At 34.5% G+C, this 12,318-nt stretch carries 14 protein-coding genes and 1 tRNA gene; 9 read left to right on the plus strand and 6 right to left on the minus strand.

Features of this window, described 5'->3' with window-relative positions; all coding sequences use genetic code 11:
• Positions 1-9: 9 nt before the first annotated feature.
• From DB895_RS01100 to DB895_RS01120, 5 genes are all read left to right on the plus strand, one after another.
• Positions 10-585 carry a TMEM175 family protein gene (locus DB895_RS01100; RefSeq protein ID WP_116723494.1) on the plus strand — a complete coding sequence of 192 codons (576 nt, stop codon included), beginning with the start codon at positions 10-12 and terminating at the stop codon, positions 583-585.
• 138 nt (positions 586-723) lie between these two features.
• Positions 724-1,584, plus strand: a complete 861-nt coding sequence (locus DB895_RS01105; protein ID WP_116723495.1) for a helix-turn-helix domain-containing protein — start codon at positions 724-726, stop codon at positions 1,582-1,584.
• 127 nt (positions 1,585-1,711) lie between these two features.
• Positions 1,712-2,317 (plus strand): NAD(P)H-dependent oxidoreductase, encoded by a 606-nt coding sequence (locus tag DB895_RS01110; RefSeq protein WP_116723496.1) that lies wholly within the window; start codon positions 1,712-1,714, stop codon positions 2,315-2,317.
• 264 nt (positions 2,318-2,581) lie between these two features.
• The gene (locus DB895_RS01115) at positions 2,582-2,971 is read left to right on the plus strand and encodes a (R)-mandelonitrile lyase (RefSeq protein ID WP_116723497.1); all 390 of its coding nucleotides are present in this window, start codon (positions 2,582-2,584) and stop codon (positions 2,969-2,971) included.
• A 16-nt stretch (positions 2,972-2,987) separates the two neighbouring features.
• Positions 2,988-4,043, plus strand: a complete 1,056-nt coding sequence (locus DB895_RS01120; protein WP_116723653.1) for an NAD(P)-dependent alcohol dehydrogenase — start codon at positions 2,988-2,990, stop codon at positions 4,041-4,043.
• Between the two features lie 11 nt (positions 4,044-4,054).
• Here DB895_RS01120 and DB895_RS01125 read toward each other — a convergent pair whose 3' ends face one another.
• Entirely contained in the window at positions 4,055-5,146 is a 1,092-nt protein-coding gene (locus DB895_RS01125; protein ID WP_166426912.1) for a glycosyltransferase, read from the minus strand.
• A gap of 41 nt (positions 5,147-5,187) precedes the next feature.
• Here DB895_RS01125 and DB895_RS01130 point away from each other — a divergent pair, with 41 nt between their 5' ends.
• Positions 5,188-6,321, plus strand: coding sequence for a glycosyltransferase family protein (locus tag DB895_RS01130; protein ID WP_116723498.1), 1,134 nt, complete (start codon positions 5,188-5,190; stop codon positions 6,319-6,321).
• A gap of 28 nt (positions 6,322-6,349) precedes the next feature.
• Here DB895_RS01130 and DB895_RS01135 read toward each other — a convergent pair whose 3' ends face one another.
• The gene (locus DB895_RS01135) at positions 6,350-6,619 is read right to left on the minus strand and encodes a hypothetical protein (RefSeq protein ID WP_133242631.1); all 270 of its coding nucleotides are present in this window, start codon (positions 6,617-6,619) and stop codon (positions 6,350-6,352) included.
• A 462-nt stretch (positions 6,620-7,081) separates the two neighbouring features.
• On the opposite strand from DB895_RS01135, the gene DB895_RS01140 reads away from it, so the two are divergent.
• From DB895_RS01140 to DB895_RS01150, 3 genes are all read left to right on the plus strand, one after another.
• A complete protein-coding gene (locus DB895_RS01140) occupies positions 7,082-7,657 on the plus strand; it encodes a YciE/YciF ferroxidase family protein (RefSeq protein WP_166426913.1) in 576 nt (191 codons plus the stop codon).
• Between the two features lie 178 nt (positions 7,658-7,835).
• On the plus strand, positions 7,836-8,597 hold the full coding sequence (locus tag DB895_RS01145) for a dienelactone hydrolase family protein (RefSeq protein WP_116723501.1): 762 nt from the start codon (positions 7,836-7,838) through the stop codon (positions 8,595-8,597).
• A 47-nt stretch (positions 8,598-8,644) separates the two neighbouring features.
• Positions 8,645-9,664, plus strand: coding sequence for a M28 family metallopeptidase (locus DB895_RS01150; protein WP_116723502.1), 1,020 nt, complete (start codon positions 8,645-8,647; stop codon positions 9,662-9,664).
• A 75-nt stretch (positions 9,665-9,739) separates the two neighbouring features.
• Here DB895_RS01150 and DB895_RS01155 read toward each other — a convergent pair.
• The 4 genes from DB895_RS01155 to DB895_RS01170 form a co-directional block, all read right to left on the minus strand.
• A tRNA-His gene (locus DB895_RS01155) sits at positions 9,740-9,813 on the minus strand.
• Positions 9,814-9,875: 62 nt separating this feature from the next.
• Positions 9,876-10,592 carry a bacillithiol biosynthesis deacetylase BshB1 gene (bshB1, locus tag DB895_RS01160; RefSeq protein WP_116723503.1) on the minus strand — a complete coding sequence of 239 codons (717 nt, stop codon included), beginning with the start codon at positions 10,590-10,592 and terminating at the stop codon, positions 9,876-9,878.
• Positions 10,593-10,611: 19 nt separating this feature from the next.
• Positions 10,612-11,694, minus strand: a complete 1,083-nt coding sequence (locus tag DB895_RS01165; protein ID WP_116723504.1) for an isochorismate synthase — start codon at positions 11,692-11,694, stop codon at positions 10,612-10,614.
• A 48-nt stretch (positions 11,695-11,742) separates the two neighbouring features.
• Positions 11,743-12,168 carry a PaaI family thioesterase gene (locus DB895_RS01170; RefSeq protein WP_116723505.1) on the minus strand — a complete coding sequence of 142 codons (426 nt, stop codon included), beginning with the start codon at positions 12,166-12,168 and terminating at the stop codon, positions 11,743-11,745.
• Between the last annotated feature and the right edge of the window lie 150 nt (positions 12,169-12,318).

The following is a 12,318-nucleotide window of genomic DNA, read 5'->3' on the forward strand; positions in this document are numbered from 1 at the left end:
AAATGGAATATGGAAAAAAATAGAATTGAAGCGTTCACCGATGGAGTGTATGCCATTATCATTACCATAATGGTTTTGGAACTTAAAGTTCCACACAATCCAACTTTGGATAGTTTTGCAGCAATGTGGCCTGTATTTGTTAGCTACGCCGTAAGTTTCCTTTTTGTAGGATTGAATTGGGCCAGCCACCATCATTTGTTTCAAACCGTTTCCAAAGTTGACAATAAAGTGCTTTGGATCAATATGCTCAACCTGTTTATTCTCTCCCTTGTTCCTTTTGCAACGGCAACGATGGGTGAAAATGATTTTAAAGCAATCACAGTTACCATTTATGCCACTCTGCTCACTGTAAGCATACTTGTTTATCTACTTTTAGTGAATCAACTTTGCCTATTACACGGTAAAGATTCCTCTTTTTCCAATACCTTCAAAGGTCATAAAAAATCGTATTTCAGCCTAGGTTTGAATTGTGTAGCCATCTTTTTATCGCTGATCGATTTTCCGAAAACAGCTTTTATAATTCTAATACTGACATCCTTGTTTTGGTTTGTTCCCAATCACCTATTTGAACAAAATGACAATTAAACAACAACTAAAGTTTTTAAAAAAAATACTAAGTTTAGATTAAAGCGTTACAAAACAATACAACTTCTATTTCTCAAACAAAAAATCACCAATTATGCCAAATCATTTAGTAAAAAGTAAATTTTATATCTTTATCAAATGAAAACATTCAATGACTTCGCTTCATATAACGAATACATAGGCTTGGCAAAGCCTTTAGACAATGATATCGATGTGGGTTATTATGATCCACCCAATATGTTGTTGAAGTCTGAAGCTGTTGCGGTAGATTTTTACAGAATTTCTATAAAAGTAGGGTATCGAGATAAATTTGTTTCAAATGCAAAACCAGTAAACGCCGTATTTTTCAATAGTCCTGAAATGTCTGTAGGATGGGATGTTGACCCAAATTACACTGGAATGTATTTGCAACTTTCCAAAAAAACAATCGAAGAAAATCGGTATTTGTTCAAAACCTACCTGGATTATGGACAGCACGAAGCTTTGTATTTAACAGACGAAGAAGTACAAGAAATTAGTGCGGTTTTTCAGTTGATGATGAAATATTATGAAAGTAAAAAACAAAATTTTAATGTGCTTTTGTCTTATGTAAATGTGTTGGTTTCATTGGTGGAAGCATTTTATAAAAGACAGTTTTCTACCGACCCCAAACAGTACAGCAGAATTGTGACCGATTTTCAACAAAGTCTAATTGATTATTACAAACAACCTGTTAAACAGCTTCCAAACGTTCAATATTTTGCGGATAAATTAGGCTTAACAGCCAATTATTTGGGTGATATTGTAAAACATTTTACACAAAAATCGGCTCTTGAAAATATCCACGATTTTGTAATCAAAAAAGCAAAAGAACTATTGGTAGAAAACCAAAAACTAAACACTACCGAAGTGGCTTACGAATTGGGTTTTGAATACCCGAATTACTTTTCTAAATTTTTTAAGAAGCAGGTAAACCTGACTCCAAAAGAATACCGATTGCAAGCAATCCATAAAAATTAAACTCAATGAAACGCCTTTAAACAAGGCGTTTTTTATTATCAGTAATTTGTTTCTTTTTTACTGGTAGAATGTTTCTGTCCTTTTTTTATTTAGCTTATATCTTTGCTTTATAATTAATAATCATACAATGAAAAAAACAAAAAAAGTATTACTTATAAATACACATTTAACCTATCCAAATTGGACCGAAGGAAAGTTAAACAATTCCTTTATTCAAAAAGCAAAAGACTTTTTTGAAGCAAAAGACTTTGAAATTTTAGAAACAAAAATTGAAGAGGGCTATAATGCTGACGAGGAAGTAGAAAAACACCTCGAAGCAGATATTGTGATGCTACAAACTCCTGTAAACTGGTTTGGTGCGCCCTGGATTTATAAAAAATATGTGGACGAAGTTTTCAATAGCGGTTTGTTGAGCAAAAAGTTCCTTTCTGACGACGGAAGAACAAGAGAAGATGTGACCAAACAATATGGTACTGGTGGCCATTTACAAGGCAAAAAGTTTATGATTTCTGCCACTTGGAATGCGCCGGCCGAAGCCTTTGATAATCCTGCACAACAATTGATGCAAGGTAAAAGTACATCAGATTTATTTTTAAACATTAGCAGTAATTACCGTTTTTGCGGTGTTGAAATTCTACCTGACTATAATTGTTTCAATATTTTTAAAAATGAATACATTGCAAAAGACCTTGAAAATTTCCCGATGCATTTAGAAAAAGTTTTCGGATTATAAATAAAATCATTTAGTTTCAAGGAGGCTGGAGTAATTACTTCAGCTTTTTTTGTTTAATAAACAAAAAATAAATTCTCAATCCGTAAAAATGGTAATTAACACAGTAATCTGTATACTGATGCATTTGCAAATTCATCGGAAATTTGCAAAGAAATAAATTGGTTAAACATAAAATGAAAATCATAAAATATTTAACAGCAATAATTCTTTTTAATACTGTTTAATCCGTTAAATTATGCACAGCAAAAAATAAAATCAAACAATATGACCACATATACAGAAAAAGGAACAGCAGCACCCGCAGCCTATTTCACGGGAACGGTTTGGGTAAACATGAACGTGACACCCGATGATGGATACAACATCAATATGGGAACGATAACTTTTGAACCCAAAGCCAGAACCAATTGGCATACCCATACATCAGGACAAATATTGTTTGTCATTGAAGGCATCGGCTATTATCAGGAAAAAGACAAACCGATTCAATTAATTCAAAAAGGCGATGTGATTAAAATCCCTAAAACTGTCGTGCATTGGCATGGAGCTTCGCACGACAGTTTGATGCGTCATATTGCCCTACTACCCGACTTTGACAAGGATAAAACCGAATGGCTAGAGCCCGTAAGAGATGATGATTACAACAGTTTATAAAAACAAATTAATAAACATGGAAACAACAACAGTAAAAGCCTTTGGAACCAAGGCGGCAGACCAGCCCCTGGAAACCATCAACATCAACCGCAGGGAATTACAGGTCCACGACGTGGAAATGGAAATCCTCTATTGCGGAATTTGCCACTCCGATTTGCACCAAATCAAGAATGATTTTGGAATGACCGCCTACCCAATTGTTCCGGGACACGAAATCGTGGGAAGAGTAACCCGAGTGGGAAGCCACGTCAAAAACTTTAATGTTGGCGATTTATCCGCCGTGGGTTGCATTGTCGATTCTTGTCAAGAATGTGAGAGTTGCCACGAAGGCTTGGAACAATTTTGCAATCAATTTCCAACTTTTTCCTTCAATTCTCCCGACAAATATTTGGGTGGAGTCACTTATGGCGGTTTTTCCGAAACCTATGTTTGCGAAGACAAATATGTGTTGCACGTTCCGAAAAGCCTGGATTTGGCCGCTGCAGCTCCTTTATTGTGTGCGGGAATCACGGTCTATTCGCCTTTAAGACATTGGAATGTTGGACCGGGGAAAAAAGTGGGCATTTTGGGTATTGGAGGATTGGGACATTTGGCCATCAAGATAGCCAAAGCAATGGGAGCTGAAGTAACCGTGTTTACCACTTCACAATCCAAGGTGGAAGATGCCAAACGTCTTGGTGCGCATAATGCCGTTTTGTCCACGGACGCAGCCCAAATGAGTCAATATACTGGAAAACTGAATTTCATTATTGATACCGTTTCAGCCAAACACGACATCAATTCGTACCTGAATCTTTTGAAACACGATGGCACGGTAGTTTTGGTTGGATTACCTCCAGAACCATTGGAAGTTGGTGCTTTCAATGTGGTAATGGGACGAAAAAGTTTCTCGGGTTCCAATATTGGCGGTATTGCCGAAACCCAGGAAATGTTGGATTTTTGTGCGGAACACCATATTACCGCCGACATTGAATTGATAAAAGTCCAAGATGTAAATGAAGCCTTCAAAAGACTGGAAAAAGGAGACGTCAAATACCGTTTTGTCATTGATATGGCTTCTTTAAAAGAGTAATGTTGGTCTTTTTACTTAGAGAGTATTTCTTGCCACTGTTTTGAAATCGATGCCACAGCCAAATGTTCCACGCTTTTTGACGCATTATTTTTACAATTTTCATACAAAAATTGATCTTCAACAAAACGATTCATGGCTTTTGCCAATTCATTACTGCTATAATTCTCAATCAATAACCCATTTTGTTCATTGACAATGACTTCTCTGGGACCCGAATTGCAATCTACTGAAATTACTGGTGTTCCCAAGGCAAGGGACTCAATTATTACCATGGGAAAGCCTTCATATTTACTTGTTAATACCGTAAACAATGCCGATTTTACATAGGGAAAAGGATTTGTCAATTTAGATTTGAAAATGACTTTTTCAGTTAAATGCAATTCTGCTACTTTTAGTTTCAATTTTTCGACATCTTTCCCATCTCCAAGGATGTAAAGTAAGATCTTTTTTTGTGGCAAGATGGACTGGGAATACCCATCGATTAACAAGGAAAAGTTTTTAACATCATCGTCGATTCTGCCGTATGCCAAAATAAATTTTTTATCAATAATTTTTTCTTTAGACAATGAATTCAGCAATTTGTTATCTATCGGATTATAAATTGTTTTCACATTTTTGTATCCGAATTTTTGATGTATTGCCTTTTTTATTTCTTCCGAAACGGCAATGATATAGGGAGAATGTTTGTAAATTATTTTAGCGATAAATTTATTTCTAGGAAAATATTTATCAATTTTAAAATTATGGACTACATAAATTACGTTCTTGGGATTGTAAATAAATCTTGAAATTATTAATTCGGAACAAGTTGGAATTCGGGGTCTGTGATCTATAATCCAATCAAAATTATTTTTTTTTAGATAATTTTTGAAAACTAAAAGCCGTTTGAATCGCCCCAAAAAGGAATCATCCTGCTTTTTTAAAAGTCCTAAATTTAACAACTCCCCTTGATAATTAAATTCTATTTCATCCAGAACAGTAACCACGTGGATTTCATATCCTAAGTTAGACAATAAAATGGATAATAACCCACAACTCCGCTCTGCCCCACCATGTGCCAAAGAAGAGGTTATTATTGCAATTTTAGTTTTTGTAGTGCCCATTATTGTCAAATTGTAAATATATTTGTCAAAGATAACAATATATGAACATTTTACTCATAGGAGAATACAGCCGATTGCATAATTCTTTAAAGGAAGGGTTACAAAAATTAGGGCATCATGTTGTCATTTTTGGATTCAAGGATGGGTTCAAAGATTTTCCCGTGGATTTTCCTATTGAAAAAAAATGGGATTCCGGTTTCTTAAAAAAAATAAAGGTTGGGATATTTAAACTAACCGGTTTTAACATCAGTTCCTATTTGACCTATCTTCAATTTAAGAAGAATAAAAACCAGTTTGTTAATTTTGATGTAGTTCAGCTTATTAATGAAAATAGTTTTTACTGTGGGTATCATTTTGAAAAAAAAATTTTAGAATTTCTATTCAAAAACAATAAAAAAGTGTATTTGCTTTCTTGTGGCACAGATTACCTGACCGTGAAGTATTCTTTTGAAAATCCGGAAATAAAATCACTTATTCAACCTTATTTGGAAGGAAAAATTAACAATAAAAATTTTCAGAATGTTTTAAAATTCAGAAAAAAATCGTCTAGAAAACTTCATGAATTTATCTATAAAAACATATCGGGAATTATTGCTTCAGACATGGATTATCATATCCCTTTAAGGAATAATCCGAAGTATTTGGGCCTAATTCCCAATCCAATCAATGTAGAAAATATAGAAGTTCAACCTTTTAGTCCTCTTGAAAAAATAATCATTTTCCACGGTATTAATACTGAAAATTACTTCAAGAAAGGGAATGATTATTTCGAAAAAGCATTGGCAATTATTCAGAATAAATATAATGACAGAGTTGAAATAATTACCACACGAAATATTCCATATCAACAATATATCCAATTATACAACAAAGCACACATCCTTTTAGACCAAGTTTACTGTTATGATCAAGGGTACAATGCACTCGAAGCAATGGCTAAAGGAAAAGTCGTTTTTACCGGTGCTGAAAAAGAATTTGAAGCCTTTTATAATCTAAAAGAAAGTGTGAACGTCAATGCAAAACCAGACGTGAATTACTTGGTTGAATCACTGTCATATCTCATTGAAAATCCAGAAGAAATATCCATCATCAGTAAAAGAGCCAGGATGTTTGTAGAAAAGGAACATGATTACATACAAATTTCGAAAAGGTACCTAAGCATTTGGAACCAATAAATAGAATATTGAAGCGTTTTTTTCGTGATTAATCCGTAGATGCCATAGGCTTTAATTGACGTCTACTGGAATAATTGGCTGGATATTTTAATTTATGTTGATCTAAAAGTGAATATGGTTTCTCCCCAAAATATCCTTTTATCGGTACATAAAGTCCATTGTTCCGGGAATATCCCCTGTAGTTTGCCGGCATTCTTTCTGATGTAAGCCAAGTCCCATTTTCATTGTAAATATAAAAACCTTTCTTAGTATCAAAATAGGCTTGAAGATTCGGGAAATAAAAAAATCTTACTGCCATACTTGCAGCTGTTGTTGTGTCGTTTGCGACAACCGTATCCACAAGAGACTGTCCCCTAGATATATAACAGCATAAAAAAAAGACCACCATAATCATGTAATTTTTTGCTTTCATAATAGCATTGATTATAAAAATTAAAAAAAATGATCTGGGTATATAAAGTTAAAACAAAAAAATTAATATGATGTAAATCCGCATTTTTTCAGACCATCAGTACGCTTTTGTCGATGAAATACCTAATATGATTTTCAGGTTACAAAATTCGATCATAAAACTTACTTTTGAATTCATTTCTAATAATCATAATCCAAAATTGAATTTGACGATATTTTATTTTATCTTGCATTAGGAATATGATAATTGCATTAATTTAAAATTATTTTAAGAGCCAAAAATTAGTATCCCCGCGAAATATATCTTCAAAACATTTTGTTTTGACAGATTAACCAAATGAAAAATGAAATGGATAACGATAAAAAACCAAATGAAAACTACAATTCTATAACTGACAACGACACAAAACCCATTAGAAATAAATTTGACGGTACTTCAGGATTATTCGAATTACTTGTAAATGAATTAAAAACAATGTATTATATAGAAAAAGCACTATTAAAAGCTTTTCCTAAAATGATAAAAAACTCTTGTGCATTTGAATTAATTGAAGCCATCACCATCCATTTTGAAGAAACAAAATTGCACGTAATTCGTTTGGGAGAAGCGTTTTCAAACTTAGATGAAGACCCATTCCTTCAAAAAAGCGAAACCATCGATTGCTTGCTTCAAGATGTTGATGCAATGATTGAGGACACTAAATTCGGGACTGTACGAGACGCAGGCATCATTCTCTCGCTATACAAAATAGGGCATTATGAATTGGCAACCTACGGTATTCTATCTATTTATGCAGAGCTCCTTGAAGAAAAAACCATCTTTAATTTACTGGCTGAATCGCTAAATGAAGAAAAAATAACAGAATTAAGATTAATGAAAATTGCCAATTCCATTCGATTTAAAACTTATGAGAGCAGATTGTAGGGTAACATTAAGTAAAAATAAAATTTCTACTTCTTATCAATTCTGAACTTTTATTTTTATTGCGGAAGAGCTCCAAGTTCAAGGCATTAATATGAAACCTATCGAAAATCCATTATAAAAACCAATAAGGACTTACTAAACCATGCTAAGCTAAAACAAATCCTAATACCTAAAAAACATGAAAATTTATAATCTGATAATTTTGTCTCTCATTTCGACATTTTGTTTTGCACAACTCAAACCCATTCAATATAAAGATGGAGAACAACTATTAAACGGTTTTCAAATTAGACCAAAAAAAGCAAAAAAAGAAAATCCTGGTATTCTAATCCTTCCCGCTTGGAAAGGAATAGATCAACTCTCAAAAGATACGGCTCAACGACTATCAAATCTAGGCTATTATACATTTGTAGCTGATATTTATGGAGAGGGAAATTATCCTAAGGACGCTAAAGAAGCTGGTGAACGTGCTGGTTTTTATAAAAAAGACTATGAACAATATCAAAAAAGAATTCGTTTAGCCTTAGAGGAATTGACCAAATCTGGAGCCAATTCCGAAAAAACGGTTGTCATCGGCTATTGTTTTGGAGGTACAGGAGCACTTGAAGCTGCAAGGGGACATTTACCTGTAAAAGGAGTCGTTTCTTTTCATGGGGGACTTGGAAAGGATAGCGCTCGAATTACCGAAAATCTATCTGCAAAAGTATTGGTTTGCCACGGAGCCGACGATCCTTATGAATCTTCAGAGGAAATCGCCGCTTTCCAAAAAGAAATGCGTGATGCCAAAGCCGACTGGCAAATGATATATTATGCAAATGCGGTACATTCTTTTACAAATCCAGAATCCGGAACCGACAATTCTAAGGGGGCAGCCTACAATGAAAAGGCAGCTAAACGCTCTTGGGAACACCTATTGGTTTTCCTAAAAGAAGTTTTATAAATAAAATTTATGAAACAACCCATTTTACACTAAAATAAATGAATCGAATGAAAAAAATAATCTTATTGAGTTTATTATCCGTTTTAAGCATCGGCTGCACGGTTAAAAAATCTAGCATAGCGTCTTCTGATCTTTCCACATACATGAATACCATAACGCCCAATGAGTTAAAAACACATCTCTATATTGTAGCATCCGATGAAATGGAAGGTCGGGATACAGGCTCAAAAGGACAGAAATTAGCAGGCGAATATCTTATTAGCCAGTATAAAAATAACAAAATTCCTTTCCCAAAAGGGGCAAAAAGCTATTATCAAAAAATTCCTGCGGCATATTTGAATGCCCGAAATAACGAGAATTTACCCGATTCTGAAAATATTTGGGCATTCATTGAAGGCTCGGAAAAACCAAATGAGATTATAGTTATTTCAGCCCATTATGATCATGTAGGAATAACAGATGGCAAAATTTATAATGGTGCCGATGATGACGGTTCAGGAACTGTGGCGCTGCTTGAAATTGCTCAAGCTTTTGAACAAGCCAAAAAAGAAGGTCATGGCTCCAAACGCTCCATCCTATTCCTTCACATGACTGGTGAAGAACACGGGCTTCATGGCTCCCGCTATTATACTGAAAATCCTTTGTTCCCTTTAACCAATACTATTACAGACATCAATATTGACATGATAGGACGTCGGGATGAAGCACATGCCAACTCCAATAATTATGTTTACCTGATTGGTTCCGACTATCTATCGACAGATTTGTACAACATTTGTGAAGCAGCTAACAAAAACTATGTTCATTTAAATTTAGATTATAAATACAATGACCGAAATGATCCGAATCGTTTCTATTATCGTTCGGATCATTATAACTTTGCTAAAAACGGAATTCCATCGGTATTCTTTTTTAACGGCGTGCATGCCGATTACCATAAATCAACGGACAAAGTAGAGAAAATAGAATTTGATGCTTTGGCAAAAAGAGCTCAATTGGCTTTTGCAACAGCATGGGAATTAGCTAATCGAGAAAATCGTCCCGTAGTGGATAAATCTGGCAGGTAAAATACTACTTGTCCCAAACTAGAAATGGTACTAACAAAAAAAGCTTCGAATTACTTCGAAGCTTTTGCGTTTTTGGGTGGCTGACCGGGTTCGAACCGGCGACCCTCGGCACCACAAACCAATACTCTAACCAGCTGAGCTACAACCACCATTTTTAACGAGTGCAAATGTATTGCAAAAGTTTTATTTTACAAAGAAAATTTATAAAAAATTATATTAAATCCCCTAAACTATTGACGGCCAAATACCTTTCTACATTAAATCCTTCAGCATATTCAGTCCCTATTAATCGTCCTAAATCTTGCGCACGATAATTTAGGCTCTCCAAAAAGTTTTTTGTAGCAATTAGTGTTTCCGGTTCGTTAGAATTAGGATTGTAAAATTGGGAACCGTAAGCCAAAATAGCTTCCACTCTTTTGTTGTTATACCCCGTAATATCAACAACAAAATCAGGAACCAAATTTTTCCATTGCATATAATGGTATACTAATTTAGGCCTCCAAGCCTGTTGCTTAACACCATCATATTCCGTTTCAATTTTTATTAATCCAGAAAGAAAGCAAGCATCCGACACCAATTTACTTCCTTTTTCGTGGTCGATATGTCTATCATCAAGAGCATTGCACAAGACGATTTCGGGCTGGTATTTCCGGATCATTTCAATAACTGCAAGTTGGTGGGTTTCATCATTTACAAAAAAACCATCCCTCATGTTCAGGTTCTCACGAACGGAAACACCTAATATTTTTGCCGCTGCATAGGCTTCTTGATCCCTAATTTCTGCGGAACCTCGGGTACCCAATTCGCCCCTAGTTAAATCTATAATCCCCACTTTTTTCCCTAATGTGATTTCCTTAGAAATGGTTCCACCACATCCCAATTCTACATCGTCGGGATGAGCTCCAAAAGCAAGTATATCTAATTTCATATTTATGTTTCTTGATAATTTAACCAATTATTTTTTTTATCGTCATTGATTTATTGACTGATTCTTCCCATTCGTTTTCAGGAATGCTGTCTTTTGTTATTCCACAGCCCATATATAAATGGACTTTTGTCGTTGCATTATCCGGGGCAATCTTAATTTGCATGCATCTTAAATTAACATACAAATCAGATTTTAATTTTCCTTTAGGTTCCACTTTCCTATTCAATTCTCCTAAAAAACCCGTATAATAGGCTCTGTCATATCCTTCATGCTGCAAAATGAAATCTTTGGCAACTCTTTTAGGCAATCCGCAAACTGCAGGTGTGGGATGCAAAATAGAAACTATTTCCTTTAAATTGGAATCGGGGTTGACAATTCCTTCAATATCCGTTTTAATGTGCAACAAATTACCTGATTTTAAAGTATAGGGACTCGAAACATTCACTTCCGTTGTTACGTCTTTCAGATTGGTTAAAATAAAATCCGTCACTAATTGCTGCTCTTCTTTTTCCTTGTTTCCCCAAATAACTTCCATATCATCTTCAAAAGTTTGTGTACCTGCCAACGCCATGGTGTAAAATTGATTCTTCTGTGCTTTTAGCAATCGTTCCGGCGAGGCTCCCATCCATAAACCAATTTTGGGATGAAACCAACAATAACAAAAGGCCGTTGGATACGTGCGAACCAATTTTTCAAAAATGGAAACAATATCAAAACCCGGCAAATCGATAATTTCTTCTCGAGACAAAACCACTTTGCTTAAAACGCCTTTTCTAATGGAGTCAATCCCCTTCTGAACTAAATTTTTAAAATGTTCCTTATCTTTATGATTTTCAGAAACTGTGAAATTTGAATGCTGTTTTTCTGCTGAAGTGGATAACTGGGAAGCCCATTTTTGAGATTGATTTTTTGGAATGAGTATTATTTGATTACCATCAAAGGGAGAAAAAACAAAACCCGATTCCGTAAAATCATCCGCGAAATACAAATGATCATTTTTCTGAAAAAAACCAACTAAAGCATTTTTGTTCGGTTTACTATAAATTACGAAAGGTAAATTTTGTCTTTCTTGCTGTTTCACTTTAATAAAAAAATCTATCATACTCATTTATTTTAAAGATTGGCATTATTAAAAACACCTATAGCTTTTCTATTTTTTTCTTGGCAAAACCATATTCGTCAATTTACAAATCGAGATCAATTGATCGGCTTCATCTGTAATTTTGATTTCCCATAGATGAATGCTCCTCCCCTTGTGGATAATTCTAGCGGTAGCAGTTACAAAACCGTCCCTTTTGGCTTTGAGATGATTGGCAGAAATTTCTATACCCCGAATTTCCCTTTCGTGTGAATTTACAAACAACATCGATGCGGCACTACCTACACTTTCTGCCAATGCAACACTTGCCCCTCCGTGAAGCAACCCCATGGGTTGATGCACATTAGGATTTACGGGCATTTTTGCCACAAGAAAACCCTCTCCTGCATCTATAAATTCAATCTCTAAAGTCTGCATTAAAGTGTTTTTCGAAAGTTCATTACACTTGGCAATAATTAAATCTTTGTCAAAAGCCATTACGTTGTTTTTGTTGTAAAAATAAGTTATTACGAGAATAGAAAAAAGCGAATGGAAGAAAATGGAAGAAAGATGACAGAAAAAAAGACTAATTTTTAAACTTATACGTTACAAATAAACAAATCAACAATTACCCAAATAAACATTTTT

This window comes from Flavobacterium psychrotolerans (genome assembly GCF_003097635.1).
Lineage (GTDB): Bacteria > Bacteroidota > Bacteroidia > Flavobacteriales > Flavobacteriaceae > Flavobacterium > Flavobacterium psychrotolerans.

Bases quoted from the DNA above. Each gene is read 5' to 3' on its own strand.
- DB895_RS01130 (WP_116723498.1), top strand. From the start codon at position 5,188: ATGAACATTTTACTCATAGGAGAATACAGCCGATTGCATAATTCTTTA.
- bshB1 (WP_116723503.1), bottom strand. From the start codon at position 10,592: ATGAAATTAGATATACTTGCTTTTGGAGCTCATCCCGACGATGTAGAA.
- DB895_RS01135 (WP_133242631.1), bottom strand. From the start codon at position 6,619: ATGGCAGTAAGATTTTTTTATTTCCCGAATCTTCAAGCCTATTTTGAT.
- DB895_RS01120 (WP_116723653.1), top strand. From the start codon at position 2,988: ATGGAAACAACAACAGTAAAAGCCTTTGGAACCAAGGCGGCAGACCAG.
- DB895_RS01165 (WP_116723504.1), bottom strand. From the start codon at position 11,694: ATGATAGATTTTTTTATTAAAGTGAAACAGCAAGAAAGACAAAATTTA.
- DB895_RS01100 (WP_116723494.1), top strand. From the start codon at position 10: ATGGAAAAAAATAGAATTGAAGCGTTCACCGATGGAGTGTATGCCATT.
- DB895_RS01140 (WP_166426913.1), top strand. From the start codon at position 7,082: ATGGATAACGATAAAAAACCAAATGAAAACTACAATTCTATAACTGAC.
- DB895_RS01105 (WP_116723495.1), top strand. From the start codon at position 724: ATGAAAACATTCAATGACTTCGCTTCATATAACGAATACATAGGCTTG.
- DB895_RS01145 (WP_116723501.1), top strand. From the start codon at position 7,836: ATGAAAATTTATAATCTGATAATTTTGTCTCTCATTTCGACATTTTGT.
- DB895_RS01125 (WP_166426912.1), bottom strand. From the start codon at position 5,146: ATGGGCACTACAAAAACTAAAATTGCAATAATAACCTCTTCTTTGGCA.
- DB895_RS01150 (WP_116723502.1), top strand. From the start codon at position 8,645: ATGAAAAAAATAATCTTATTGAGTTTATTATCCGTTTTAAGCATCGGC.
- DB895_RS01115 (WP_116723497.1), top strand. From the start codon at position 2,582: ATGACCACATATACAGAAAAAGGAACAGCAGCACCCGCAGCCTATTTC.
- DB895_RS01110 (WP_116723496.1), top strand. From the start codon at position 1,712: ATGAAAAAAACAAAAAAAGTATTACTTATAAATACACATTTAACCTAT.
- DB895_RS01170 (WP_116723505.1), bottom strand. From the start codon at position 12,168: ATGGCTTTTGACAAAGATTTAATTATTGCCAAGTGTAATGAACTTTCG.